This is a genomic window from Candidatus Planktophila lacus (assembly GCF_002287925.1).
GTDB classification, from domain to species: domain Bacteria; phylum Actinomycetota; class Actinomycetes; order Nanopelagicales; family Nanopelagicaceae; genus Planktophila; species Planktophila lacus.
Genome location: NZ_CP016769.1, coordinates 1,098,535 through 1,125,377, shown reverse-complemented (window position 1 = coordinate 1,125,377; position 26,843 = coordinate 1,098,535). Strand labels below are relative to the sequence as shown.

29 protein-coding genes are annotated in these 26,843 nt (G+C 47.5%); 16 read left to right on the top strand and 13 right to left on the bottom strand.

The genetic code is table 11. From position 1 onward, the window contains the following. Positions 1-3 precede the first annotated feature (3 nt). Genes A1s21148_RS05640 through A1s21148_RS05605 form a run of 8 tightly spaced genes read right to left on the bottom strand, consistent with a single transcriptional unit; the run spans position 4 to position 9,001 of the window. Positions 4-840 (bottom strand): aldehyde dehydrogenase family protein, encoded by an 837-nt coding sequence (locus tag A1s21148_RS05640; RefSeq protein WP_095671456.1) that lies wholly within the window; start codon positions 838-840, stop codon positions 4-6. Next, on the bottom strand, positions 841-2,274 hold the full coding sequence (locus tag A1s21148_RS05635) for an aldehyde dehydrogenase family protein (RefSeq protein WP_095671455.1): 1,434 nt from the start codon (positions 2,272-2,274) through the stop codon (positions 841-843). A gap of 22 nt (positions 2,275-2,296) precedes the next feature. Next, complete coding sequence (gene deoC / locus A1s21148_RS05630) at positions 2,297-3,244, bottom strand: deoxyribose-phosphate aldolase (protein WP_095671454.1); 948 nt, start codon at positions 3,242-3,244, stop codon at positions 2,297-2,299. Continuing rightward, a complete protein-coding gene (locus A1s21148_RS05625) occupies positions 3,241-4,872 on the bottom strand; it encodes a phospho-sugar mutase (RefSeq protein ID WP_095671453.1) in 1,632 nt (543 codons plus the stop codon). The genes deoC and A1s21148_RS05625 overlap by 4 nt, the downstream gene beginning before the upstream one ends. A gap of 55 nt (positions 4,873-4,927) precedes the next feature. Continuing rightward, positions 4,928-6,646 carry an acetyl/propionyl/methylcrotonyl-CoA carboxylase subunit alpha gene (locus tag A1s21148_RS05620; RefSeq protein ID WP_095671452.1) on the bottom strand — a complete coding sequence of 573 codons (1,719 nt, stop codon included), beginning with the start codon at positions 6,644-6,646 and terminating at the stop codon, positions 4,928-4,930. Beyond that, positions 6,643-7,245 carry a Maf family protein gene (locus A1s21148_RS05615; protein WP_095671451.1) on the bottom strand — a complete coding sequence of 201 codons (603 nt, stop codon included), beginning with the start codon at positions 7,243-7,245 and terminating at the stop codon, positions 6,643-6,645. Before A1s21148_RS05615 ends, A1s21148_RS05620 begins: the two co-directional genes overlap by 4 nt. Next, positions 7,245-7,430: an acyl-CoA carboxylase subunit epsilon gene (locus A1s21148_RS05610; protein WP_095671450.1), complete on the bottom strand. Its 186-nt coding sequence runs from the start codon at positions 7,428-7,430 to the stop codon at positions 7,245-7,247. Before A1s21148_RS05610 ends, A1s21148_RS05615 begins: the two co-directional genes overlap by 1 nt. Then, on the bottom strand, positions 7,430-9,001 hold the full coding sequence (locus A1s21148_RS05605) for an acyl-CoA carboxylase subunit beta (RefSeq protein WP_095671449.1): 1,572 nt from the start codon (positions 8,999-9,001) through the stop codon (positions 7,430-7,432). Before A1s21148_RS05605 ends, A1s21148_RS05610 begins: the two co-directional genes overlap by 1 nt. Here A1s21148_RS05605 and A1s21148_RS05600 point away from each other — a divergent pair. From A1s21148_RS05600 to purE, 3 genes are read left to right on the top strand one after another with little or no spacing between them, the layout of a single operon-like run. After that, on the top strand, positions 8,984-9,784 hold the full coding sequence (locus A1s21148_RS05600) for a biotin--[acetyl-CoA-carboxylase] ligase (protein WP_095671448.1): 801 nt from the start codon (positions 8,984-8,986) through the stop codon (positions 9,782-9,784). The two genes, A1s21148_RS05605 and A1s21148_RS05600, sit on opposite strands and share 18 nt — an antisense overlap. Before the next feature lie 4 nt (positions 9,785-9,788). Beyond that, a complete protein-coding gene (locus tag A1s21148_RS05595; protein ID WP_095671447.1) occupies positions 9,789-10,901 on the top strand; it encodes a 5-(carboxyamino)imidazole ribonucleotide synthase in 1,113 nt (370 codons plus the stop codon). Further along, positions 10,894-11,400: a 5-(carboxyamino)imidazole ribonucleotide mutase gene (purE, locus tag A1s21148_RS05590; protein ID WP_095671446.1), complete on the top strand. Its 507-nt coding sequence runs from the start codon at positions 10,894-10,896 to the stop codon at positions 11,398-11,400. The genes A1s21148_RS05595 and purE overlap by 8 nt, the downstream gene beginning before the upstream one ends. A gap of 3 nt (positions 11,401-11,403) precedes the next feature. Here purE and A1s21148_RS05585 read toward each other — a convergent pair whose 3' ends face one another. Together A1s21148_RS05585 and A1s21148_RS05580 are read right to left on the bottom strand one after the other, a co-directional pair. Further along, complete coding sequence (locus tag A1s21148_RS05585; RefSeq protein ID WP_095671445.1) at positions 11,404-12,708, bottom strand: UDP-glucose dehydrogenase family protein; 1,305 nt, start codon at positions 12,706-12,708, stop codon at positions 11,404-11,406. A 23-nt stretch (positions 12,709-12,731) separates the two neighbouring features. Further along, a complete protein-coding gene (locus A1s21148_RS05580; protein ID WP_095671444.1) occupies positions 12,732-13,856 on the bottom strand; it encodes an LCP family protein in 1,125 nt (374 codons plus the stop codon). Positions 13,857-13,892: 36 nt separating this feature from the next. On the opposite strand from A1s21148_RS05580, the gene A1s21148_RS05575 reads away from it, so the two are divergent. Genes A1s21148_RS05575 through A1s21148_RS05560 form a run of 4 tightly spaced genes read left to right on the top strand, consistent with a single transcriptional unit; the run spans position 13,893 to position 17,748 of the window. Beyond that, positions 13,893-14,876, top strand: a complete 984-nt coding sequence (locus A1s21148_RS05575) for a glycosyltransferase family 2 protein (RefSeq protein ID WP_095671443.1) — start codon at positions 13,893-13,895, stop codon at positions 14,874-14,876. Positions 14,877-14,887: 11 nt separating this feature from the next. Then, the gene (locus A1s21148_RS05570) at positions 14,888-15,715 is read left to right on the top strand and encodes an ABC transporter permease (RefSeq protein WP_095671442.1); all 828 of its coding nucleotides are present in this window, start codon (positions 14,888-14,890) and stop codon (positions 15,713-15,715) included. Next, positions 15,693-16,508, top strand: coding sequence for an ABC transporter ATP-binding protein (locus tag A1s21148_RS05565; RefSeq protein ID WP_223299373.1), 816 nt, complete (start codon positions 15,693-15,695; stop codon positions 16,506-16,508). Before A1s21148_RS05570 ends, A1s21148_RS05565 begins: the two co-directional genes overlap by 23 nt. Next, entirely contained in the window at positions 16,501-17,748 is a 1,248-nt protein-coding gene (locus tag A1s21148_RS05560) for a SpoIID/LytB domain-containing protein (RefSeq protein ID WP_095671441.1), read from the top strand. Before A1s21148_RS05565 ends, A1s21148_RS05560 begins: the two co-directional genes overlap by 8 nt. Here the strand turns inward: A1s21148_RS05560 and dapD are convergent. After that, positions 17,745-18,680: a 2,3,4,5-tetrahydropyridine-2,6-dicarboxylate N-succinyltransferase gene (dapD, locus tag A1s21148_RS05555; protein ID WP_095671440.1), complete on the bottom strand. Its 936-nt coding sequence runs from the start codon at positions 18,678-18,680 to the stop codon at positions 17,745-17,747. The genes A1s21148_RS05560 and dapD overlap by 4 nt on opposite strands. Positions 18,681-18,710: 30 nt before the next feature. On the opposite strand from dapD, the gene A1s21148_RS05550 reads away from it, so the two are divergent. From A1s21148_RS05550 to A1s21148_RS05510, 9 genes are all read left to right on the top strand, one after another. Beyond that, entirely contained in the window at positions 18,711-19,259 is a 549-nt protein-coding gene (locus tag A1s21148_RS05550) for an LOG family protein (RefSeq protein WP_095671439.1), read from the top strand. Between the two features lie 9 nt (positions 19,260-19,268). Beyond that, a complete protein-coding gene (locus A1s21148_RS05545; RefSeq protein WP_095671438.1) occupies positions 19,269-19,724 on the top strand; it encodes an SRPBCC family protein in 456 nt (151 codons plus the stop codon). Between the two features lie 10 nt (positions 19,725-19,734). Further along, positions 19,735-19,929: a sigma factor-like helix-turn-helix DNA-binding protein gene (locus tag A1s21148_RS05540; protein ID WP_190276873.1), complete on the top strand. Its 195-nt coding sequence runs from the start codon at positions 19,735-19,737 to the stop codon at positions 19,927-19,929. Between the two features lie 105 nt (positions 19,930-20,034). After that, on the top strand, positions 20,035-20,214 hold the full coding sequence (locus A1s21148_RS05535) for a DUF3117 domain-containing protein (RefSeq protein WP_020045748.1): 180 nt from the start codon (positions 20,035-20,037) through the stop codon (positions 20,212-20,214). 9 nt (positions 20,215-20,223) lie between these two features. Further along, a complete protein-coding gene (locus tag A1s21148_RS05530) occupies positions 20,224-21,774 on the top strand; it encodes a leucyl aminopeptidase family protein (RefSeq protein ID WP_223299372.1) in 1,551 nt (516 codons plus the stop codon). Next, a complete protein-coding gene (locus tag A1s21148_RS05525; RefSeq protein WP_095671849.1) occupies positions 21,771-22,397 on the top strand; it encodes an O-methyltransferase in 627 nt (208 codons plus the stop codon). The genes A1s21148_RS05530 and A1s21148_RS05525 overlap by 4 nt, the downstream gene beginning before the upstream one ends. A 12-nt stretch (positions 22,398-22,409) precedes the next feature. Further along, positions 22,410-23,543 carry a S1C family serine protease gene (locus tag A1s21148_RS05520; RefSeq protein ID WP_095671437.1) on the top strand — a complete coding sequence of 378 codons (1,134 nt, stop codon included), beginning with the start codon at positions 22,410-22,412 and terminating at the stop codon, positions 23,541-23,543. A 41-nt stretch (positions 23,544-23,584) separates the two neighbouring features. Continuing rightward, on the top strand, positions 23,585-23,893 hold the full coding sequence (locus tag A1s21148_RS05515) for a sec-independent translocase (RefSeq protein ID WP_095671436.1): 309 nt from the start codon (positions 23,585-23,587) through the stop codon (positions 23,891-23,893). Beyond that, the gene (locus A1s21148_RS05510; RefSeq protein ID WP_095671435.1) at positions 23,890-25,023 is read left to right on the top strand and encodes an Mrp/NBP35 family ATP-binding protein; all 1,134 of its coding nucleotides are present in this window, start codon (positions 23,890-23,892) and stop codon (positions 25,021-25,023) included. Before A1s21148_RS05515 ends, A1s21148_RS05510 begins: the two co-directional genes overlap by 4 nt. Here the strand turns inward: A1s21148_RS05510 and A1s21148_RS05505 are convergent. Further along, positions 24,991-25,491, bottom strand: a complete 501-nt coding sequence (locus A1s21148_RS05505; RefSeq protein ID WP_095671434.1) for a DUF1003 domain-containing protein — start codon at positions 25,489-25,491, stop codon at positions 24,991-24,993. The genes A1s21148_RS05510 and A1s21148_RS05505 overlap by 33 nt on opposite strands. After that, positions 25,491-26,840, bottom strand: coding sequence for a magnesium transporter MgtE N-terminal domain-containing protein (locus A1s21148_RS05500; RefSeq protein WP_095671433.1), 1,350 nt, complete (start codon positions 26,838-26,840; stop codon positions 25,491-25,493). Before A1s21148_RS05500 ends, A1s21148_RS05505 begins: the two co-directional genes overlap by 1 nt. Positions 26,841-26,843: the final 3 nt, after the last annotated feature.

Here is a 26,843-nt window from a genome sequence, read left to right as displayed (position 1 = left end):
GAGTTAAACCCCGATTGGGTGCCAGACCGTCTTTGCTTCCATAAATGCATAGATACGATTTGGGGTCTGGGCATCGTCAAAATGATGGATCCGCTTTAGATTTTCAGCGCCTGCTTCTTTAAGTGCGGTGCGCTTCTTCTTATCGATTCCAGATATATCCATGCCATCGATATCCATATGTGATGCCGCCCAAGGAGCAAGCTCGTCATGTGAACCAGTAAGGATATTTATAACTCCATGAGGTAGATCGCTAGTCGCTAAAACTTCGGCAAAGGTCATCGCCGGAACCGCTGATGCACCAGGCACTAGGGCGATAACTGAATTACCAGATGTAATAACTGGCGCGATGGAATCGATAAAGGCTAAGAATTCATCTTTTGGCGCAACTGCAATAACGCCTTGCGCTTCAGGGATAGTGAAGTTGTAATAAGGGCCAGCAACTGGGTTTGTTGAGCCAAATGCTGCAGCCAACTTATCGCTCCAGCCGGCATACCAAACCCAACGATCGATCGCAGCCATAAGTTGCTCATGCGCCTTCTTGGGAGTTACGCCAGATGTGGCAGAAATTTCGTTGGCAATCTGATCTGCGCGACCTTCGAGCATCTCTGCAATGCGATAGAGAATTTGTCCGCGGTTGTAGGCAGTTGCTTTTGCCCAACCAATCTGTGCAGCGCGCGCGGCAACAACTGCATCGCGTAGATCTTTACGTGATGCCAGCGCAGGATTAGCGATGAAAGTTCCCTTTGCATCGGTTACTTCGTAGATGCGCCCTGATTCACTACGTGGGAAAGCGCCATTGATGTAGAGCTTGTAAGTCTTCTTCACTTCAAGACGTGACATTTACTTTCCCTCCTTCAGATAAGAAGCCAGGCCATGTTTTCCGCCTTCGCGTCCCCAGCCGGATTCTTTATATCCACCAAATGGTGATGTTGGATCAAATTTGTTAAAGGTATTGGCCCAGATAACGCCGGCGCGTAGTTGTTGAGTGGCCCAAAGAATTCGCGAGCCTTTCTCACTCCATACGCCTGCAGATAACCCAAATGGAGTGTTATTTGCTTTTTCGATCGCCTCTTGTGGCGTGCGGAAAGTGAGAATAGAAAGTACTGGTCCAAAGATCTCTTCGCGCGCGATGCGGTGGGCTTGCGTAACACCGGTAAAGATAGTTGGTGCAAACCAGAAACCTTTATCGGATAAGTTGCAAGCCGGGCTCCAGCGTTCGGCGCCTTCAGAATCTCCTGCTGCAGATAACTCATGAATCTTTGCTAACTGCTCGCGTGAGTTAATTGCGCCAAGATCAGTGTTCTTATCTAATGGATCTCCTACGCGAATCTTTGACATGCGAGCCTTTAACTTTTCGGTAATTTCATCTGCGATACCTTCTTGCAAGATCAAACGTGATCCAGCACAGCAGACATGTCCCTGATTAAAGAAAATACCGTTAACAATGCCTTCGACCGTCTCATCGACAGGGGCGTCATCAAAGACGATATTTGCGCCTTTTCCGCCTAGTTCAAGGGTGGCTTTCTTATTGGTGCCGGCGATGGCGCGAGCAATCTTCTTGCCGACTTCAGTAGAACCAGTAAATGCGATCTTGTGGATGCCAGGGTGGTTAACGATCGCAGATCCTGTAGATCCATCGCCAGTAACAATGTTTACAACGCCATTTGGAAGTTCAGCTTGTTGGCAAACCTCAGCAAATAAAAGTGCGGTCAGCGAGGTTGTCTCAGCAGGTTTTAACACAACGGTATTTCCAGTTGCAAGAGCTGGCGCTACCTTCCACGCCAACATCAATAACGGGAAGTTCCAAGGAATTATCTGGCCGGCGACTCCATGTGGCTTTGGTGACTTACCCATGCCGGCGTAATCTAATTTATCGGCCCATCCGGCGTGATAAAAGAAGTGCGCGGCAACTAACGGAATATCGATATCGCGGGTTTCGCGAATTGGCTTACCGTTATCTAGAGTTTCAAGGACTGCAAATTCGCGGGCGCGCTCTTGCAAGATGCGCGCTATGCGATACAGGTACTTACCGCGTTCTTTGCCAGATAGTTTTGACCAAGTCTTTGTGTAGGCCTTCTGCGCAGCAATAACTGCCTTATCTACATCACTGGCGTTTCCGAGAGCGATCTGGCTAAGCACTTCTTCAGTTGCTGGGTTAATTGTGGCAAAGTGATTGCGCCCATTAACAAATTTGCCATCTATGAAGTGTCCGTACTTCGGTTTAATCGAAACGATTGCGCGAGACTCGGGTGCTGGTGCATATTCTAAAGTCATGACTGATCCTTTGCGCCTTCTCTTAATCGATCGTTACGTAGTTAGGGCTAGCGTAGTAGCCATCATCCATTTTCATGCGTTGCATCAAAAGGTCGTTTAAAAGAGCGCTGGCTCCAATGCGGAAAAACTCTGGTGTTAGCCATTCTGGGCCCGCGGTCTCATTAACGAGAACTAACTGCTTGATCGCATCTTTAGTATTTCTAATTCCGCCGGCAGGCTTTACTCCGATACGGCGATTTGTCATCGCATAGAAATCACGGACCGCCTCTAACATCACAAGGACAACTGGGGGAGTGGCGGCAGGTGCGACCTTTCCCGTTGAAGTCTTGATGAAATCTGCGCCAGCGAGCATCGCTAGATACGAGGCTTTGCGAACATTGTCATAGGTAACTAATTCGCCAGTTTCAAAGATAACCTTTAGATGCGCACGATCACCGCAAACTTCGCGGATCTTTACGATCTCATCAAAAACCAGCCCAAATTTGCCCGATAAGAAAGCGCCACGATCGATCACCATATCTATTTCGGCCGCGCCAGCATCGATCGCATCTTGGGTATCTTGGATCTTAACTTCCATCGATGCGCGACCTGATGGGAATGCAGTTGAGACAGCAGCAACTGGAACGTGCTTGCCGCCGATCGCATCTAAATGGGTTCGTGCAATCGAAACCATATCGTTGTAAACGCAGACCGCACCAACACTTGGAATCGTTAAATCAGTTGGATCAGGGCGTACCGCCTTTGTGCAAAGCGCGCGAACCTTTCCAGGGGTATCAGCACCTTCTAAAGTTGTTAGATCAACCATTGAAATGGCAGTGTCTATCGCCCAACGTTTGCTAGTTGTCTTGATGCTGCGAGTTGCCAACATGGCAGCGCGAGCTTCCGCGCCAACTTGGTCTACGCCAGGAAGTTGTGAGAGAAAGTTCTTAAGCGAACCTTCACTGCCATCGACTATTCCATAGAAGCTCATGCGAGAAAATCCTTAAGTGGTTGGCGCAATTGGTTCAAAAGATCGTTTGCCGACTTTTCATCTTTAGTTATGACCTCGATGTAGCACTTCATCTTTGCTTCAGTTCCGCTCGGACGGATAATGATGCGAATTCCTCCATCAAGCCAGATCCGTAACCCATCTGTTGGGGGAAGTCCATCTTTAGGCGCTGCCAAATCATCGATTGACGATACCGCACGGCCTGCAATTTCTGCAGGAGGGTTCTTACGCAATCCCGCCAGAAGTTCGGTAATGCGGGACATATCGCTAACTCGAATTGAGATTTGTTCAGTGCCATGGAAACCGTGACGAGCCCAAACCTCATTTAATAGATCTACGAGCGTTTTTCCGTCAGCGTTTAGATCAGTTGCAATTTGAGCTAAGAAAAGTGCTGCAGAAATGCCGTCCTTATCGTTAACAGTCTCAGAATCGACTGAGTAACCGATCGCTTCTTCGTAACCAAAGGCGAGATCTTCGATCTTGGCGAGCCATTTAAAGCCGGTTAAAACCTCTTTAAAGTCGATTACATAGTGAGCAGCAATCTTGCTCAGCGCCGATGAAGAGACGATCGAATTACCAAAGGCGCCGGTCTTTGTCTTATCTTGCACCATCGATCGCGCAATCCATTCTCCGAAGATTATGCCGAGTTCATCACCACGCAGCATTCGCCAGCCACCGCTTGGGCCATTTACTGCAGCAGCGCAGCGATCGGCATCCGGGTCATTGGCGATAACTAAATCGGCGCCAACTTGGCGCGCTTTTGCTAGCGCTAAATCAATCGCACCTGGTTCTTCTGGGTTTGGAAATGCCACAGTTGGGAAATCTGGATCAGGTTCTGCTTGTTCACTAACTAAAACCAAGTTGGGAAAGCCCGCTTTAGCAAATACCTTTTCTACAGTCTCAGTACCAACACCATGCATTGCGGTGTAAACAATTTTGAGAGAACCAGGTCGTGGCGCAAGTTTTGCTGTACGTGCAACGTATTTATCTACAACCACATCATTTAAGACAGTCCATGATTTACCTCTAGGTACAGCCTTGAGAGAGTTAACTAAATCAATCTCTTTTGCGATCAAGCCATCAGTTGGATTGATGATTTGTGATGCGGCGTATTCAATACCGTCGGCAGTTGGCCCGATATAAACCTTGTAGCCGTTATCTTGCGGTGGATTATGGCTAGCGGTGACCATAACGCCGAGATCACAGTTAAGTTCATGGGTAGCAAAAGCTAGTACTGGAGTTGGAAGTGGTCGCGGCAGGACAAATACCTCAAATCCTGCACCTGAAAATATCTGAGCAGATTCTTCTGTGAAATCTTCTGATCCGTAACGCGCATCGCGTCCAATTACCACGCGGCTGAGTCCGCGCTCTTTCATGTAAGCAACTAAACCGGCAGCGGTGCGCCCTACAACAGCGCGATTCATAGATGAAGGGCCTGGGCCGATTGGTCCGCGCAGCCCTGCAGTTCCGAATTGGAGAAACCCTGCGAAATACTTTCTTAAAGTCGTTTCGTCGCCTGATTCAATAAGTTTCGATAACTCCGCTGCGGTCTTTGGATCTGGATCATCGGCTATCCAGGCTTGTACTTCGGCCAAAAGCTGCGCGTTCATAGCCCCAGCGTAACTGGATTAAATCAACTTGTGAATTGCGAGTTAGGAAAGGAAATTATGCATCAAGAATGTCGCACAAAACTGTGCCACTTGAAACAATTTCGCCAATAACCGCTTTTAGATTAGCGATTTTGCCTGCTTTGTGGGCAAGCAGTGGTTGCTCCATCTTCATCGCCTCTAAGACAATAACCAAGTCACCAATCTCAACAAGAGCGCCCTCTTCAACTGCAACTTTTACTACTGTTCCTTGCATTGGGCTTGCTAAACCTGATCCACCTGCACCGCTTACCTTTGATTCTTTAGCACGATGGCGCTTAACAACAGGTTCTGGCGTATGCAGTTTTACCTCGAAGCGTTTGCCATTTACTTCAGCAACTAAATGTTCTGCCGCTACCTTAGTTGTTACAGGAATAGGTGTGGCGGAAAATGCCGGGATATCGTTCTTAAATTCATTTTCAATATAACTTGTATAGACCTTGAATTCTTCTGTGTATGCCGGATCTTCCAGAATCGCGCGATGGAATGGGATTGCTGTTGCTAAACCATCCACTTCAAATTCTGCAAGTGCGCGACGTGCTCTCTCGATGGCTTGTTTACGCGTTGCGCCAGTGACGATCAACTTCGCTAGAAGTGAATCAAAGTTGCCACCGATTGTGTCGCCTTTCTTAAATCCCGCATCAACGCGTACTCCAGGACCAGAGGGTAAATTCCATTGTGTTATTTGACCTGGGGCTGGCAGGAATGAACGTCCTGGATCTTCGCCGTTGATTCGAAATTCAAGAGAATGGCCACGAATTTCTGGATCCGTGAAACCAAGTTTCTCGCCCATCGCAATTCTAAATTGTTCACGTACCAAGTCGATTCCAGTTACTTCTTCGCTGACTGGGTGTTCGACTTGCAGGCGCGTATTAACCTCTAGGAAGGAGATAGTTCCATCCGCGCCAACTAAGAATTCGCAGGTACCGGCACCCACATAGCCAGCCTCTTTCATGATCGCTTTACTTGAGCGGTAGAGCTCTTCATTCTGCGCATCAGTTAAGAATGGAGCGGGCGCTTCTTCTACAAGCTTTTGATGGCGGCGTTGCAGCGAACAGTCACGCGTACTAACAACTACTGCGTTTCCATGTTGATCAACTAAGACTTGGGTTTCTACGTGACGAGGCTTATCCAAGTAGCGTTCTACAAAGCATTCGCCGCGTCCGAAACCAGCAATAGCCTCACGAACAGCAGATGCAAATAGTTCAGGAATTTCTTCCATGGTGTGCGCAACCTTTAATCCACGACCTCCACCACCGAAAGCTGCCTTAATTGCGACAGGTAAGCCATGTTCTTTTGCAAAGGCGGTGACTTCTTCCGCACCTGCCACAGGATCTTTAGTTCCGGCGACTAGCGGTGCTCCTGCTTTGGCAGCGATTCGTCGCGCTGAAACCTTGTCACCTAACGCGCTAATCGCGGCAGGAGGTGGGCCGATCCAAATCAATCCAGCGTCAATAACTGCTTGTGCAAAATCTGCTCGCTCTGAAAGGAATCCATATCCTGGATGAACCGCATCTGCTCCAGAAGACTTTGCTGCAGCGATAATCTTTGAAATATCTAAATAAGTTTGAGTTGCAGTAACGCCATTTAGCGAGAAGGCAAAGTCAGCGCTCTTAACGTGTAGGGCATCGCGGTCTTCCTCGGCGTAAACAGCGACGCTCTCAATTCCATGATCACGGCAAGCGCGAATAACGCGTAGCGCGATTTCGCCACGGTTAGCAATTAGAACGCGTTTCATCGCATCTCCTTAACTTCTGGCCAAGAGTATCCAAGTTGTGACATTGCAGATCGTAAGAACGGCATTGATAGCCCGACCACATTTGTGTAATCGCCTTCGATAACAGGAATAAATGGCGAACCAAAACCATCTAGAGTAAAACCACCTGCAACTTGAAGCGGTTCTCCGGATGCTATGTAATCCTCGATCTCGTGATCGGTTAACTCTGAAAAAGTCACCTTTGTTGTAACTCGATCTGCTATTTCTCGTCCCTGAGCGGTATCGATAATGCAGTGGCCGGTATGTAGCAAACCTGATCGACCGCTAATTTTCTTGGCGCGTTCGCGGGCTATATCTGGAGTTCCTGGCTTTCCGAATGAGACGCCATCAACATCAAAAGTTGAATCGCACCCAATTATCAGCGCGGGGTAATCAATCTGCTCGCGAACTGTGTGAGCTTTCGTCACGGCTAGCGCAATAACCATGTCAGCCGGTGACATCGCGTTAAAGAAAACGGTTTCTTCATCTACGTTGCTAACGATGATCGTCGGATTAATTCCAGCGCCCTCCAGCAAGCGGCGGCGCGAAGTTGATTGTGAAGCAAGAACTATCTTTGGCATTAGTGAGATTTTCTCCGGGCACCAAAGGTGATCTGATGGGGAAGTGGTTGGCGCAATTGTGGCAGACCAAAGACGCTGCGCTTAATTACTGGAACCAAATTCTGAATCTTATGGTGATCAATTGCAGCCTTTAGAGCAAGCAATTCCTCATCAGTTGGATTGCCAGATGTGATTGTAAATTTCATTAGAGCGGAATATTCCCATGCTTGCGTGCCGGCAAAGTATCGCGCTTAGTCTTTAAAGTACGGAAGGCTTTGGTTATGTAGGCTCGTGATTGATGAGGCTCAATTACGCTATCGATGGTGCCGCGCTCTGCGGCTGCATATGGATTAGATAGCGTCTCGGTGTAATCAGAAACTAGCTCTGCACGAACCTTCTCTGGATCTTTAGCATCGGCAATCTCTTTGCGGTACAAGATATTTACCGCACCTTGTGCGCCCATAACTGCGATTTCCGCACTCGGCCATGCAAAGTTAATATCGCTACCCAAATACTTTGAACCCATAACGATAAAAGCTCCACCGTAGGCTTTGCGGGTAATCAAAGTAACTAGCGGAACTGATGCTTCAGCGTATGCATAAAGCAACTTTGCGCCACGGCGAATGATTCCGTTCCACTCTTGTTCGGTGCCAGGTAAGAATCCAGGAACATCTACCAAGGTAAGAATTGGAATATTAAAGGCATCGCAGAAGCGTAAGAAGCGCGCTGCTTTTTCACTGGAATTGATATCTAAAGTGCCGGCAAGTTGCGAAGGTTGGTTGGCAATAATGCCAACTGATTCGCCTTCAATGCGCGCAAAGCCGACGACGATATTTGGCGCATACAAAGCGTGCACTTCTAAGAACTCTCCCTCATCAACCAGAGTGGTGATCAGAGTCTTCATATCGTATGGCTGGTTAGGGCTATCTGGAATCAAGGTATTTAGCGCAGCATCTGCCGCGTTTTCATCTAGGTTCTGAGTTGGAGGAAGATGCGGTGAGCCATCCATATTGTTAGATGGCAGATATGAAAGAAGTGCCTTCACATAATCAATAGCATCTGCTTCGCTATCAGCTAGGTAATGAGCATTTCCGGAACGCGTATTGTGAGTAAATGCGCCACCGAGTTCTTCCATATCGACATCTTCACCAGTAACCGTTTTGATTACATCAGGACCTGTAATAAACATATGAGAAGTCTCATTAACCATTACCGTGAAATCCGTTAAGGCAGGCGAATAAGCAGAACCACCGGCGCAAGGCCCAAGAATTAAAGAGATCTGAGGGATAACTCCAGAAGAACGGGTATTTAAACGGAAGATTTTTCCATATCCATTAAGCGATGCCACGCCTTCTTGAATACGGGCTCCACCAGAGTCATTTATTCCAATTAATGGGATACCGCTCTTAAGTGCAAACTCAGCGATCTTTACAATTTTTTCGGCATGAACTTCACCAAGACTTCCACCCATAACGGTGAAATCTTGTGAGTAAAGCGCGATTGGACGCCCATCAACTGTGGCAGTTCCGATTACAACACCATCTCCATAGGGACGGTTCTTCTCCATTCCAAATTGCGTAGAACGGTGGCGCGCAAATTCATCGATCTCGGTAAAGGAGTCAGCATCGACCAGTAGATCAATACGCTCACGAGCAGTTAACTTTCCTTTGGCATGCTGCTTTTCAACGGCGCGCGCTGATCCGGCATGGACCGCTTCCTCGACACGAAGTCGGAGATCTTCAATTTTTCCTGAAGTTGTATGCAGATCTGGGCTCATGGCTCTACGGTACTAGTCGTGGGTAGCCAAGCGCCAAGAGCGCCACTTAATAAGTCGATCATCGACGCAAATATTTCGCAGTACTGGCGGGTAAGCGTGGTTGATCTCACTGCATCCACACAAAGCGATCTTGCAGAGTTAGTTAACTCTTCAGTAGCAAAATCTGGTGAAGTAATTGCTGCAGAATTTCAAAGTAATGGACGCGGTCGCCTAGATAGAACATTCGAAGCGCCGCCAAAGAGCGCGCTCTTATTCTCTCTTTACGTTGCACCGAAGCGTGCTCGCAGCGATTGGAGTTTTATCTCTTTCTTAGCCGCTCTCGCCATGCGCGAAGTTATTTCAAAAGATATTAAAGATAAAGTCTCGCTAAAATGGCCTAACGATATTTTGATTGGCGACAGGAAAGTTGCGGGCTTGCTTGCGCAACAAATCGGCGATGGAGTAATTGTCGGAATTGGGCTAAATGTTGCAATGAGCGCTGATGAACTTCCGGTTCCAACTGCGACATCACTGGCGCTGGCTGGATCAAATAATTTAGATCGCAATTTATTGCTCAGCGCTTTCTTAAATCGCTTTGCAGATATCTTCGAAGCGTGGGATTCCGGAGGTGACTTTCTAGAAAAGTATCGCCAGGTAAGTTCGACTATCGGTCGCCAAGTACGAGTTGAAGTGCTTGGGCGAGATTCAATTGAGGCAGAAGCGGTAGCAATCACCGCACAGGGCGCGCTAATTCTTAGCGATGGCACTGAAGTTAACGTCGGAGATGTAGTTCATCTACGATAGTGACGTGAACGAGCGCTTCCCGACTGTCGGCATCATCGGCGCTGGCCAACTCGCTCGAATGACCGTAGCTCCGGCAGAAGCACTTGGAGTTAATCTCTTACTTTTTGCAGAAAGCGACCAAGATAGCGCTGCCCAAATTGCGCCGCATGTAGTCGGTGATTACCGCGACCTCGAAGCGCTAAAGGATTTCGCTAAGAAATGCGATTTCGTGACCTTTGAACACGAGCTAGTTCCAATCGCGGTAATAAAAGGGTTAGAAGCAGCTGGAGTAAAAGTTTTCCCAACTTCAGACTCTTTTCAGTATTCGCAAAATAAGGCGTTAATGCGCCAGCGACTAACTGAATATCCAGCGCCGAAGTGGAAGTTAATCAACGATGGCGATAACTTGTTAGATTTCCCATTTATCGCCAAGAGCATCAGCGGGGGGTATGACGGCCGTGGGGTTTGGAAGATAAAGAACCACGATGATTTAGATGAGGTATTAAACGAGATTCCTCAGTTGTTAATTGAGGAGCTAGTTGAATTCGATTTTGAGATTGCAGTAATGGTTGCACGTTCAGCGCATAGCCAAGCAGTTACGTGGGCGCCAACCCAAACCATTCAATCTGATGGGATCTGCACCAGCACAATTTCACCAGCTCCTAAACTTTCTCTCGATCTCGCCGAGAAAGCACAACACTTAGCCCTCTCGATTGCAAACGACCTAGCCTTAATTGGGGTTATGGCAGTTGAGATGTTTGTTAAGGGCGAACAATTGTTTATTAACGAGCTTGCCATGCGCCCACATAACTCTGGCCACTGGACTATCGAAGGCGCAAAGACCAGCCAATTTGAACAACACTTGCGCGCTATTCTCGATCTTCCGTTGGGAGATCCTTCAATGGTTGCCCCTTACGCAGTTATGGGAAATATCTTAGGCGGAGATAAAACAGATATGTTCCGGCCTTACCTACATTTAATGGCACGTAATCCGGATCTGAAGTTCCATCAATATAAGAAAGAGATCCGCAAAGGGCGAAAAGTTGGCCACGTTACCGTTGTCGGCGAAAACCTTCTAGAATTAACTGAAGTTATCGCCCACGCGCGCGACTATATGAGCGGAGAAATCGATGAGTGATGTAGCAATCATCATGGGATCAGATTCTGATTGGCCGGTAATGGAAGAAGCGGCGAAGGCCCTTGATTCATTTGGAATTAGTTACACCGCCGATGTTGTCTCAGCCCATCGCATGCCAGAAGAAATGGTTGAGTTTGCAAAGAATGCAGCGACAAAGGGTTACAAGGTAATCATCGCTGGTGCAGGTGGGGCCGCACATTTACCTGGAATGGTCGCCTCGCTTACAACGCTTCCAGTAATCGGTGTTCCAGTCTCGCTTAAGAATTTAGAAGGTATGGACTCACTGCTATCAATCGTTCAGATGCCAGCAGGGATTCCAGTTGCAACTGTAGGAATCGATAACGCCAAGAACGCCGGAATTCTCGCTGCGCGAATCCTAGGAGTAAGTGATTCTGAAATTTCAGCAAAAGTTGCTTTAAATCTCGCCGAAATAAATAAGGAAGCTAAAGCAAAGGGCGCAAATTTAAACGCACGACGAAATACAAAAACTGGTTTTTAACTCTTAATCTGAGCGACCGAGAGCGTGAACGCGCCAACCTGCTGCGCGCCATTTATCGCGATCCAGGGCGTTGCGGCCATCAATCAGGAATTTAGATTTAACGAGTTGACCGATTACTGATGGATCTAGTTCGCGGTACTCCTTCCACTCTGTTAAGTGGAGGATGGCATCGGCGCCTTTAACGCAATCGGTAACTTTCTCGGCGAAATCTAGGTTTGGGAAACGCTTACGTGCAGGCTCAATTCCCTTTGGATCATGGACAACAACTGTGGCACCTGCTGCTTGAAGTTGTGCAGCGATATCAAGTGCGGGGGAGTCACGAACATCATCGCTATCGGGCTTAAATGTCGCACCGAGTACTGCAATTTTATATTGCGTTAAATCTTCAGAAAGATCAGCACGCACAACATCGATTACACGCTGACGTGCACGTAGGTTGATTGCATCAATCTCTCGCAAGAATTCGAGCGCTTGATCAGCGCCAAGTTCTTGCGCGCGCGCCATAAAGGCACGGATATCTTTTGGCAGACATCCGCCACCAAAACCAATACCTGCCTGCAAGAAGCGATTTCCAATTCGTGGGTCGTAACCAATGGCTTTAGCAAGCACAGTGACATCTCCACCGGCTGCTTCACAAACTTCAGCCATAGCGTTGATAAATGAAATCTTCGTTGCCAGAAATGAGTTTGCTGCAACCTTTACAAGTTCCGCGGTTGGAAGATCGGCGCGAATCCATGGGGTTCCAAGATCGATGATCGGTTTGTATACCTCTTTGAGAATCTCTTCAGCACGATCGTTAACCACACCAACCACTAGGCGGTTAGGGGTCAAAGTGTCTTCTACTGCAAAACCTTCACGAAGAAATTCTGGGTTCCAAGCTAAATCAGCCTGTGGTGCAGAAGTTGCCAAAATATCGCGCAGCGATTGGGCGGTGCCCACCGGAACTGTTGATTTACCAACAACGAGTGCGCCATCTTTTAAGTGTGGCGCGATCGCTGCAACGGAAGATTTCACATATGTTAAATCGGCGGCAAGGCCATCTTTACTCTGCGGTGTTCCCACGCAGATAAAGTGAACGTCGGCATCAGCAACTGCTGAAAAATCTGTTGTAAATGAGAGTCGGCCGGTCTTCATCTCTGCTGCGAGCAAGGTATCTAAGCCTGGTTCATAGAAAGGAAGTTCGCCACGAGAGAGTAGATCTACCTTGTGCTGGTCGGTATCAACGCCAACAACTTCAAAGCCAAGTGATGACATACATGCTGCGTGAGTAGCTCCGAGATAGCCACAACCAATAACTGAGAGTTTCATAGGGTTTTAGTCTAAAGCACCTTCTATTTGATTTCCCCGCATGGATTTTCCGCTGCGGTACGCGTCTTAAATTTATCGACAATAACTGGCTTGGCAGATGCTGATGCCGATGAAGATGAACTTGCTGATGGTGATGGAGTCACTTCATCTACTAGCGCTGCATCATCACGAATTCTTGTCCATAAATCAGCGCTTAACACTGGATCCCAAATTACTACCGAACCCGCGGTTGGATGTCTGCCATTTGCAGTCGTAAGTGGAACTGTCAAGGTACGAACATTTCCGGAAGAGAGTCCGCGCATCTGTTTAGCAAGATCCAATAAATCGTTCTTGCTTAAGTTCTCATCCATTTTCACGGTAGAGATCGCGGCATTTAAAAAGTTAACCAATTTAATTGGATTGAGAAGTACTCCAGTGCTTGTTGCCTTCTTGATTACAGAACTCATAAATTGTTGTTGACGTTGCATACGTCCGATATCGCCGCGCCCATCAAAGTCACGGGTGCGTACATATTTAAGGGCTTCAATTCCATCAAGGGTATGTGTGCCAGCGCTGAGGACTAGGTGGCTCTTTGGATCATCGATATCTACCTTGGTACAGACTTCAATACCGCCAAGAGCGTTAACAATTCCAGCAAAACCGGCGAAGCTCACTTCAATGTAGTGATCCATCTTTAAATTAGTCGCACGTTCAATGGTTTCGATAAGTAGTGGTGCGCCACCGAATGCGAAGGCCGCATTTAACTTATTCTCACGATCAGGAATCTGCGATTTTCCATCTGTGCTCAAATGTGCCGGAATTGTTACGAGCGAATCACGCGGAAGTGATACCAGAAAAGCTTTATCGCGGTTCTTGCTGATGTGAACCAACAACATCGTGTCAGATCTTCCGCCAGCTGCAGTCTTGGTACTTCCAACGCGCAGGGCTTTCATCTCTTCTTTAGTTAGACCTTCACGCGTATCTGATCCAACCAATAAATAGTTAAGAGCTTTAGATGTTTTCTCAGGGCGATTATCTAGCCCAGCGAAGACGCTAATGCGATCGATCCTGCCGCTTACTTGGCCTAATCCGATCCAAGATAGCGATGCGAGAAGAACTACACCCACAGAAAGTGATGTAATAACCTTTACTGCTCGCGTCGATTTCACATACGAACTCTACTTGGGCGATAGCGTAGAGGGGTTATGTCGACATCTATGGGCGAGTTATCTGTCTCACCAGCAGTTAGCGTGATTCTTCCCGTTCTAAATGAAGAGGCGCACTTAGCAGAATCCATTTCGGCAATCCTTTCCCAGGATTATCGCGGGGCTTTTGAAGTAATTCTCGCTCTCGGCCCATCTCAAGATCGCACAGATGAAATTGCAAAGTCGCTATCAGCCAGAGATCCGCGAGTTAAATTGGTAGCCAATCCAAATGGAAAAACAGCGACTGGGCTTAATTTGGCAGTAGCTGCTTCTACACATCCAATAATTGTTCGCGTTGATGGCCATGCAAAAATTCCACATGACTATCTGACTCTGGCAGTTGAAATTCTTAAGCAAACTGGCGCCGTAAACGTTGGCGGAGTTATGGCTGCAGAAGGAGTAAGTAGCTTTGAAAAGGCGGTTGCTCGTGCGATGCGTAGCCCTTTAGGAGTTGGAGCATCTCGTTTTCATACTGGTGGAGAAGCCGGAGAAGTAGACACCGTTTATCTCGGAGCATTTAAGCGTGAAGCAATTAACCAAGCAGGAGGCTTTGATGAGCGATATACCCGCGCACAGGATTGGGAGTTAAATTATCGATTGCGCAAAAACGGTGGTTTGATTTACTTCGATCCTAGACTTCAAGTTACATATCGCCCGCGCCCGAATTTAAGAAAGTTAGCAAAGCAGTATTTTCAGTATGGAACTTGGCGAAGAGTAGTTTCACGTAGCCATAGCGGAACAATTAATTTACGTTACTTAGCCCCACCGGTGACACTAATCGGTTGTGTAACTTCAGTAATCGGTGGAGCTTTGATTCATCCGATTCTCTATATTCCAGTCTTTGTTTATGGAGTTTTCGTAGGGCTATCTGCTGCGCTGATTTCGCGGTCAATGCGTGAATTTTTTTCACTTCTAGCGATTATTCCAACAATGCATTTCGCTTGGGGCGCGGGGTTCATCACCTCAACTAAAACGCTGCGGTAGCCTTTACCCATATGAGCGCTCCTGTAACCGTTTACGAACCCTTTCGCGCTGGCATGCCACCGCTGGGTTCATACCTGCGCTCCCTTTGGGCCCGCCGCTCATTTATCACAGAGTTTTCAAGGTCCGAACTACGTGAACAAAACTATGGCTCGGTCTTCGGCCAGCTCTGGTTGGTCTTAAATCCACTACTTCTTTCTGGCGTTTACTTTCTATTGATCTACATTATCGGTGGCCAAAGCGATGCCACTCGATACGGCCATCTAACTGCCAGCCTCTTTCTCTTTTATTTGATCAGCAATAGCTTAAGTGGCGGCGTTAAGTCGATCACCGCTGGTCAACGTTTGATTTTAAATACCGCCTTCCCACGCGTGATGCTTCCAATTTCTGCATCGGTGATTGCGCTATTTAAATTTATTCCAACCTTATTTATCTTCTTCATTATGCGAACAGCGCTGGGCCTTGAGTACTCGTGGAATATGTTCTGGGCTATTCCGATATTGCTGATCGCCTTATTGATGGGTCTTGGAATGGCGATTCTGATCTCTTGTATCAACGTCTATTTCCGAGATATCGCAAGTTTCCTGCCTTACATGACTCGCAGCCTTCTTTACTTATCTCCGATTCTTTATCAGGCAAGTGACTTAACGGAAGAGTTAAAGCGTTTTGAGATTGTAAATCCAATTTTCTATCTCCTCGATGCTTGGTCGCAAGTAATGGTCTATGCCCAAGCCCCAGATTTATTCTCGTTAGCGCATGCACTCATCTGGGCTCTGTCGATCTTCTTTGTAGGAACATATTTCTTCTTATCTAGGGAGCGTGATTTCGCTGTCCGCCTCTAATTCACAGAATTCAATTCACCCGAAAAATGGTCTTGCAGTTTCAGTGCAGAACGTTGGGCTTACCTATAAGACTTCGATCGTTAAGCGACCAACGCTAAAGGCTCGCCTTAAAACTATTGGACGCTCCAGCAAGCACACTCGTGTTGTAAACGCTTTAGATCACGTAAATCTTGATGTGCACTACGGCACGGTGCTCGGAGTCATTGGATCAAACGGCGCTGGCAAATCTTCACTGATGCGAGTTATCTCCGGAATCGTTCCCCCAACTCAAGGACGCATTGAAGTTCACGGTTCCGTTAGTACGCTCTTGGCTCTCGGTGTTGGGTTTAACCCGTCTATGACCGGGCGCGCAAATGTTTACTTAGGTGGACTTGCTGCGGGAATGTCGCGTACTGAAATTGATAGCCAGTTTGATGCGATCGCTGAGTTTTCAGAGCTTGGAGATGCAATAGATGCTCCTATGCGCACTTATTCATCTGGAATGTATGCGCGTCTGGCATTTTCAGTAGCGGCAACGGTGCAGCCAGATATTTTGATAGTTGATGAAGCCCTCAGTACTGGTGATGCCCACTTTAAAGAGAAGAGCCTGAACCGCATTAAAGAGCTGCGCACCGCAGACCGTGCACTTATTTTGGTGAGCCACGCAATGGCGACGATCGAAGATGTTTGTAATGAAGTTGCTTGGTTACATAAAGGTAAGTTGATGGCGCGCGGAAATCCAGCGGAGATTATCAAGCAGTATCGCGAATTTATGCAGGTCGGAAAGAGCGCAGCAGCAAATGAGGATGTCTAAAAAGCCTCTGATTGCACTTGCAATCTCAATTGCCGTCTCACCGATCACTTTCCTACCAAACGCTGCCAACGCTGAGACAGTTCCAGCAACTTTTGCATTTCAAGGAAGTGGCTACGGCCATGGCGTCGGAATGAGCCAGATCGGTGCCAGAGCGAAAGCTTTAGCCGGTGAATCTGCGACCGCTATTTTGCAGTATTACTACACCGGAACAATTGTTGAAACGGTTACTGATACGCAGATCCTTCGAATTAACCTTGGAAATTTACTCACATCTGCGAAGCTAAGAAGTGACTCTAAGGGTGCAGAACTTCAACTATTTGCAGGTGATTTAGGTGAAACACAAACGGCAACACCTTTACTTACCTTTCCAAGCAAGACCTCACTCAATTTGAATTTAACTGATGGGCTACTTGCAATTAGTACAACGCGGGGAACTACTAGCAAGGCAATTACGACCGGAAGTGCTTTCACTCTACGTTGGTCCGGAACTCGCTATCAAGCTGGTTCACCAACTGTTATTTCGCTGACAACTAATGGCGCAACGAAGAAATATCGCCATGGACAGATATCCCTCAAAGTAATTAGAGATAAAACCTTGGGAAAGCGATTGGCGATTATCAACTCTGTGCGCCTACAAGATGAGTATCTATGGGGGATTGGTGAGGTGCCCTCATCTTGGCCAACTCAAGCGCTCGAAGCGCAAGCGATCGCATCTAGAACATATGCCTATGCAAAATCTACAAAGATCCGCTCCGCCTGTGATTGCCATTTATACGCAACGATCAGCGATCAAACCTTTGCTGGTTATTCAAAAGAGAGCGAACCTAGATTTGGGGAAATTTGGAAGGCGGCAGTTAACCGAACTGCAGGCTCGATAATTACCTACGAAGGTCGTCCAATTACCGCTTACTTCTCTTCATCATCGGGCGGTACAACAGAAACATCTGAGCACGCCTGGGGTACTGCAACCGCTTACACAGTTAGCGTTCCTGATAGCGCAAGCGTTGATGTCGCACTTAATCCTCGCTTTGCTTCATGGACCAGAGAAATATCTCAAGCAGTTATTGCTCAAGCATTTGCGTTGCCGGATGTTATCTCGTTAACAGTTCTATCAAATAACCCTGCAGGATCAGTCGCGCTAATTCAAGCGATTAGTTCAGATGGATCATTTGCCGTACTTCGCGGTGAAACTTTTAGAAGCCGTAGCAAACTGCCTTCAGCTTGGTTTTCGGTAAATTAGTTAGCGTGCAGGATGGAATTCAACCCACCCCAAGTTCCAGTACGCATTACTACTTCTAAACCACCGGTTAGAGAATTACGACGGAAGAGCAAGTCACTGGCACCAGAAAGAGATGCAGCTTTCACAATTTCACCATCTGGAAGTTTGACCTTTGATGCCGAGGTTATATAAGTTCCTGCCTCAATTACGCAGTTGTTGCCAAGTGAAATTCCAAGTCCAGAGTTGGCGCCTAGCAGACACTTTTCGCCAACCGAAATCACTTCTTTACCGCCGCCACTTAAGGTGCCCATGATTGAAGCGCCGCCACCTACATCGCTACCGTCGCCTACGACGACGCCCGCTGAAATTCGACCTTCCACCATAGAAATTCCTAAAGTGCCGGCGTTAAAGTTAACAAAGCCTTCATGCATAACTGTTGTACCTGGTGCTAGATGTGCACCAAGTCGCACGCGATCAGCATCGGCAATTCGAACACCAGATGGAATTACGTAATCAACCATGCGCGGGAATTTATCGACGCCGAATACTGTGACGTGGCCATATTTGTTGCGCAGCGCTCCTCGAATCAATTCAAAACCTTCGACGGCACATGGGCCAGCAGATGTCCAAACAACGTTGGTGAGCAACCCGAAGATGCCATCCATAACCGCGCCATGTGGCTTGATTAAGCGATGTGAAAGTAAGTGAAGGCGCAAGTAGGCATCAGCAGCACTTGTCGGCGCCACATTGAGATCTATCTCAATAGAGATAACTTCACGTCTTACTTTTCTAACTTCATCAACTCCGGCAAGTTCATTTAGCGCAGCAGGCGCTTTTGAAGTATTCGTACCGAGAACTGGTTCTGGGAACCAGACATCCAAAAGTGTTTCTCCAGAATAAGTTGCAATTCCGTGGCCAGATGCCAGATGTGGCGAATTTTGCGAAGCAGACATGCGATAAGCCTAACCCCTATCCTTTCCCACATGCGCATCGCCGTTTACTGTTCTTCATCCCTTGCCATCGATCCCAAATACATCGACCTGGCTCATTCGTTGGGTGCAGGAATTGCCGCTCGCTCTTGGGAATTGGTCTCAGGCGGTGGACATATTTCGGCGATGGGAGCGGTATCCCGCGGTGCACGCGAAGCCGGTGGCAAAACAATCGGAGTTATCCCGCAGCGCTTAGTAGATATTGAATTTGCCGATAAAGAGTGCGATGAACTGCATATCGTGGATTCGATGCGCAATCGAAAGGCGATGATTGAAGATCTTTCCGATGCATTTATTGCACTACCTGGTGGCATCGGAACACTGGAAGAGCTCTTTGAAATTTGGGTTGGGCGATTCTTAAAGTTTCACAATAAGCCGGTCATCATTTTAGATCCTTACGATTTATATGCCCCGCTTGCTACCTTGATTGATCATCTAGAAGAGCATGGTTTTGTGAAGCCAGGGCAGCGAGAGCTTCTACATTGGGCAAAGAGCGTTGACCAAGCTCTCGATATCGCAACTATTAACTCGAGTAGTAAGTAGCGTAAGCAAATGTCAAACACACTTAGAATCACAATTGACCTACCGTGCCCTCAAGAACGCGCTTGGGCGGCGATTGCAGATTGGGAATCACAAGGCAACTGGATGCTGCATACTAAAGTTTGGGTTACTTCACAAATTCGCGAAGGCGCCGGAACTTCGATATCAGCATTTACGGGTCCGTTTTATAAGTTCTATCCGAAGTTTTCATCGCTCGGTCTTTTAGACACCATGGTTGTAACAAAGTGGCAACCACCTGAAATTTGCGATGTGGTGCACACGGGAAAAGTTCTTAAAGGAACCGGTTCTTTTGTACTTTCACCGATTAACTCCACATCAACAAAATTCAATTGGTCAGAGACAATTGAGTGTTCTCGCTTAAAGTTTCTAGCGATCGCACCGTTTCTCTGGGTTGGGGTGCGAATCTCATTGGCTCGCCTCTCCACATCACTGCGCCCACGCGAGTAACCTTGGGGCTATGACTGCGCCCCTTACCTTGGCTGAGGCCTTGGCGCAGTTGCCCGAGGAGGAGCGGATAATCCTCTCGCTCCATTACCTTCGCCAGATGGCGGTCGGAGATATCGCCACCCTTTTAGGCGTTCCTGAAAAATCAGTCTCAACGGTGATGGCTTCGGGAAAATCTCGCATTACCGCCCTGCTTGGAATGGGCTAATTCAACCTCCGATTTCATACTCAGCCAGTTCTGCGAGATACTTCTCCTCTTAAGTAACCAACGGCGCAATCTGGCCGACATTTATGTATCAAAGGAGTTCTCCCCATGGCAGCCATGAAACCCCGTACTGGTGATGGACCCATGGAAGTGACCAAGGAAGCGCGCTCGCTAGTTATGCGTATTCCGCTAGAAGGTGGCGGTCGCCTTGTCGTCGAACTCAACCCCCAAGAAGCAAATAATCTCAGCGCCGCCCTTGAAGCAGCTGTAGCACTTATCAAGAAGTAAGTAACTTTTGTGCTTCAGCCCATTGCTGTAGACCTTAAATCTTTATCTGATGCGCTCGCTGATGCGCAATCTATTGCAATTGGGTTTACGCAAGCAATTAAAAATCTAGAGAAAAATCTAGAGAAAAATCTAGAGAAAAATCCAGATAAAGAAGAGAAACCGGAATACAACTTCCCGTCGCACCTTAAGTTAATTGAAAAATTAGAAGAAACTTTTGAGATAGACCTGCGCGATGAATTGGCCTTCTTCGCAGCAACTGGAAAAGCTGGAGAGATTTTTGAAATTCCTGTTTCATTAAATCAATTTGTTGCCGATCGAATTCTCTTAATCGGACTTGGAGATGAGTCAAATTCTGCGATACGACAAGCAGGTGCGGCGCTTGGAAGAAAAGGTCGAGGCAAAGCGGTAACAATCGCATCGCTCTGCGTTTCAGACGAACAACAGTTAAAAGCCTTTGCCATCTCAGTCCAACTCGGTGCTTATATTTGGACACAGAAAACTGGACCAACCCAAGAAATCCCACTCTTTCTATTTCATACAGATTCCCCAGTGGTAATTAATGATGCATCAACGATCGCAAGCGCTATTTCTCGCACAAGAGATCTGATTCATACCCCATCAAATATCAAGACCCCGCTCTGGCTGGCAGATGAAGCGGTGAAGATCGCCGCCGATAGCGGTTTAGAAGTAAAGGTTTTAGCAGGTAAAGAATTGGCAGAGTTTGGTGGCTTGCGTGCAGTTGGTAATTCATCACCAAAGCCCGGACCACGTTTCGTTCAAATCTCATATCACCCAAAGGGTAAGAAAAAATCTGCAGGGATACTTCCGCACGTTGTAATTGTTGGTAAAGGAATCACCTTCGACACCGGCGGTGTATCCCTAAAGCGCCCTTACGAATTTATGACAGCGATGAAATCAGATATGGCTGGCTCTGCTGCGGCGTTAGGCGCTATCTCAGCTCTTCCATATTTCCAGCCACAAGTGCAAGTAACAGTCTTGATGATGCTCGCCGAAAATGCGCTATCTGGAACTTCCCAACGCCCAAGTGATGTCATTACCCACTACGGTGGCAAGACCGTTGAAGTATTAGATACAGATGCAGAAGGTCGCCTAGTACTTGCCGATGGCCTGGCCTATGCCGATATAAATTTGAATCCTGATTACCTAATCGATATTGCAACACTTACTGGCGCGGCAACACTTGGCTTAGGTAGACAACACGCTGCGATGTATACGCGAGATGAGAAAGTAGCGAAGAGTTTTTCAGAAGCAGGGGAGCGATCCGGAGACCGCGTCTGGCATATGCCGTTGGTGGATGACTATAAGGAAGCGCTGGAAAGTCCAATTGCAGATTTAAGCCACATCACATCGAAGAAACATTTCAGTGCAGGTTCAGTCACCGCAGCCCTATTCCTAGAGCACTTTGCGGGAGATCGCACCTGGATTCACTTTGATATTGCAGGCGTTGCGCGCAGCGAAAGCGACTCTGGAGAAAATCCTAAAGGCGGCACAGGTTTCGGCGTGCGATTGCTCATCGAATGGCTAACATCTCTCTCATGATCATCGATCCACATTCTTATGCTGAGAGCTTTATCTCCGAAGATGAAGTTAAGAAGAGCGCCCGTTCTCGCGGTGAAGAAATTGGCGTCATCGATGCGACATCTGGAGCAGGTGCATACTTAAAACATTTGGCACATAATCTTTCTGCGCAATCAGTAGTCGAAATCGGTACTGGCTCAGGAGTTGGTGCCCTTTGGGTGCTTGAAGGAATGCTAGCTAGCGGAACGCTGACATCAATTGATGACGAAATGGAACATAGCAATATTGCAAAGACAGCGTTTCAGGATGCTGATATTGCACCAGCGCGCTTTAGATTGATTACCAATCCGGTCATGGATGTAATGAATAAACTCGCAGATCGCGCTTATGACTTAGTTATTTTTCGCCACAACCCAGAAGATTTGCCTTATGCAATCACCGAAGCGCATCGCATATTGCGCAGTGGTGGAGTGTTTGTGATCGATAATTTCTTTGGTGGATCAAAGGTTTCAGATCCGGCACAGCGCGATCCAAAAACCGTAGCGCTGCGCGAATCTGGGAAATCCTTGAAAAACGAGTCAGAGAATTGGGTGGTTTCACTCATTCCAACTGGCGATGGTTTGTTACTAGCAACTAAGTTATAGGAAGATGGCGTAATGACTTCTCCGCAAATTGGTGGACCAAACACAGGACCTTGGTGGGTGCCGGCTTCTCGAAACGGTAAAGCTAATTTCATTACCCGCGCCAATGCCATATTGCTCGCCTTTGTTGCAGGTCTTGTCGGTGCAATTTTTGGCGCATCATCATCAGGTTCCCTATTTGGTCAATCAATAAACCTTTCACGCGTCACAAATTCTGTGGAACGCGCACCTGGATCAGTAGCCGACCTGGCGCAGCGCGTAATTCCTTCAGTTGTTTCAATTGAAGCCAGTTCAAAAGATGGTGGCTCAACGGGAACAGGATTTGTCATCGAAAGCAATGGATACATCCTCACCAACAACCACGTGATTGCTGAAGCGGCAACCAATAACGGTGATATTGATGTGACTCTTAATAATGGCCAGAAATACGTTGCCAAAATTATCGGAAGAGATGCCTCATATGATTTAGCGGTAATAAAGATTGCAACAACTGGTTTAACCGCCCTTCAATTAGGAGATAGCGACAAAGTCGCAGTTGGAGATTCAGTAATCGCAATCGGCTCACCGCTTGGACTTTCTGGAACAGTCACACTCGGAATTATCAGTGCAAAAGATCGCGCGGTAACTGCTGGTGAAACCGGAAGTGATAATTCATTTATTAACGCACTTCAAACAGATGCGGCAATTAATCCTGGAAACTCAGGTGGCCCACTAATTGACTCAACTGGTGCGGTAATTGGCGTTAACTCCGCAATTGCAACTCTTGGTTCATCATTTGGTTCGCAATCTGGATCTATCGGCCTTGGTTTTGCAATCCCGATCAATCAAGCGCGCAAGACTGCAGATCAGTTGATTAAGAACGGCAAGGCAACCTACCCAGTACTCGGCGTATCAATAGATATGAAATTTGAAGGTGATGGCGCACGAATTGCCGCTAACGATAAGGCGATCTTGCCAGGTGGCCCAGCAGCTAAGGCCGGTCTCAAAGCAGGAGATCTAATTACCAAATTTGATGGCCGAACAATCAAGACCTCGGAAGAGTTGATTGTGGCTATTCGCTCCAAGAGCGTCGGCGATAAAGTACAACTTACTTACATCCGAAACGATGTAACTGCCACCACAACCGTGACTCTCACCGCGGGCAAATAGTCGGCGTGTGGATCTTTGATTAAAGAGTAGTATCAACAACTATGTTCTTCGATTTTGGCGCCGGTGAGATATTTGGTTTGGGCGTTCTTGCTGTGATTTTGGTAGGACCAGAACGTCTTCCACAGTTAGCAGTAGATGCGGCAAAGCTGATTAAGAAAGTTAGAGCCATGGCAAATAGCGCCACCAGCGAACTGCGCGAAAATCTTGGACCAGGCTTTGAAGATCTTTCACCTTCAGATTTGCGTCCCAAGGCTTTCATCAAAAAACATATTGCAAACGCGCTAGATGAAGTAGATGCGGCTGAGAAAGCCCCAAAGTTCAACGCCAAGATTGATCCAGACCTGCCATGACCAACGCCGCTGAATTGCTAGAGCAAGTTAACGCTGCGCTAGCAACTGTCTCTGATCCTGAACTTCATCGCCCTCTTCCGGAACTTGGAATGGTTGAATCAGTAGAAATCACGCAAGGTGTGGCAAAACTTAAGATCCTCTTAACTATTTCGGGATGTCCAATGCAAGATAGGTTGCGCGGCGACATCACTGAAGCGGTATCTAAACTCGCTGGTATTTCAACTGTCGAAGTTCAATTCGGTGTCATGAATGAAGAACAGCGCAATAATGTAAAGAAGTTATTGCGCGGCGGCCGTGAGAAGTTCATCCCATTTGCACAGCCCGAATCACTTACTCGCGTCATCGGCGTTGCATCAGGAAAAGGCGGAGTAGGAAAATCCTCGCTTACCACTAACTTGGCGGTTGCTGCAGCGCGTAAAGATTTACGTGTTGGAATTTTAGATGCAGATGTATATGGCCACTCAATTCCCAGGTTGATGGGTTTGATGGGGCAACGACCAACTGCTATCGACCAGATGTTTATTCCACTTGAGGCGTATGGCGTAAAAGTTGTCTCAATGGAAATGTTTAAGCCAGAGCGCGCTGATGCTGTGGCTTATCGCGGTCCGCTGCTTCACAGAGTCCTTGAACAACTGCTCTCTGATGCTTATTGGGGAGATTTAGATCTACTGTTGATTGATCTACCACCTGGAACTGGCGATTTAGCGATCTCGCTTGGTCAGTTGATTCCAACATCTGAAATTGTCGTTGTAACAACTCCACAAATCGCCGCTGCCGAGGTTGCAGAGCGCGCCGGTCGCATTGCTCACCAAATTCATCAGCGCGTGGTCGGTGTTATCGAAAACATGTCAGCATTTCCATGTCCACATTGCAGCGATGAAATTGCCTTATTTGGTGCAGGCGGCGGAGAAGAAACTGCGGCTCGTCTGTCTAACTTAGTGGGCAGCGATGTTCCACTGCTTGGAAAAGTTCCATTTAGTACCGAGCTGCGCACTGGGGGAGATGAAGGAACACCGATCGTAATTGCCGCACCGGATTCTCCTAGTGCGCAAGCTATTTATGCGATCGCTGAAAAATTAGTTGTGCGAAGCAGTTCGCTACTTGGCGTCCGACTCGGGCTTAGCACCTAACTCTTTTACTAAATCTTCAAGTTCACTTCGCAAGAAATCACGAGTAGCAACTTCGCCAAGTGTTATACGCAGACTTGCTAGTTCGCGCGTTAAGTATTCGGTATCTGCAACTGAGCGCGCGTTCTGGGCCCGATCTTCATTTAGCGAAATTCGATCACGGTCTGCTTGACGATTTTGGGCAAGCAAGATGAGCGGTGCAGCATATGAAGCTTGCAGCGAGAGGATCAAGGTAAGAAAGATAAATGGATAGTCATCAAAGCGCAGATCACGTGGTGCAAGCGCATTCCAGAAGACCCATGAAAGTACAAAGACAGTCATGTAGACCAAGAAGCGAGCGGTACCTAGAAAACGTGCAAAGCGCTCAGATAGTCGGCCAAAAACTTCTGGATCGTAATTAGGACGTATGGAACGACGTGATTCACGTGGAGTATCGAGTCCATTATTGCGAGGGCTTGTTGAACGTGCCATTAGCGCGCCTCCTCTTCCATCTGATTATCTAATTCAAGATCTTCTTCACTAACTTCTGAACCTGCTACATCAGAGAGATTTAACTTTGGCCCAGTTCCGCGGGTTGAGTCGCGATGTTCTAGACGCCAGTTCTCAGGCAGCAAGTGATCCAGCACGTCATCGACAGTAACTGCGCCAAGTAGACGCTCATTTGCATCTACAACAGGCACAGATAACAAGTTGTAACTAGCCAAGTATGACGAAACCTCATGCAGAGATGCGTTGGGATTTAACCCTTGCGTATCTGTATCGACGATAGAACCGAGCAAAGTTGAAGGCGGCTCGCGTAATAAACGCTGGTAATGAACCATTCCGATATATCGCCCAGTTGGCGTTTCTAGCGGTTGGCGACAGACAAATACTTGCGATGCCAGAGCCGGAGATACTTCACGGGCTCTGACACTTGCTAACGCATCAGCAACTGAATAATCAGCGCTCATCACGATCGGCTCGGTAGTCATCATTCCGCCGGCTGAATAATCCTCGTAAGTCATAAGACGCAGAACATCTTCGGCATCTTCTGGTTCCATCAAATCAATTAGAACTTGCGCCTTTTCTTCACCAACCTCACGCAACAAATCTGCAGCATCATCTGGATCCATTTCACCAAGGACATCTGCAGCACGTTCACCTTCAAGTTCAGCTAAGAGAGCAACGCGTTCTGCCTCATCCATTTCTTGCAGCACATCAGCAAGTCGCTCGTCATCGAGTGCACGCGCAACTTCCACACGACGCTTTGGCGCTAGATCTTGAATAACGGCAGCAAGGTCGGCAGCGCGCAAATTACTGATCGTTGATAGTAAGTTAGTGACGCCTTGGTTATGTTCAGGTAGGGCGAAACCAGTTACTTCTTCCCATTGAACAGTTGAGGTAGCGCCCTTGCGACGTAGGCCGCTGCCCTTCTTCATAATATGGACTCGGTTGATAAACCAGTCACCAGTGCGAGTTTGTTCCATGCCCATATCTTCAACAACAACCGATTCGCCACTTTCAATTAAATTAATTGAACGATCGAGTAGTTCGCCAAGAACCAGCAACTCGCCAGCTCGTGATTCAAAGCGACGCATATTTACTAAGCCGGTGATGACAACTGCGCCAGATTCGATAGAAGTAACTCGGGTAATCGGAACAAAGACACGACGACGTAACGGAACCTCGACAACTAGGCCGAGAATTCGGGGAGGCTGATTGTTGCTGCGCAGAGTTGCAACTGCATCGCGAACTTTGCCAACTGGATCTCCATTTGGATCAAATACTGCGGTACCCGCTAGACGGGCGATAAAGACTCGATTTATTTGGCTAACGCTCATTTT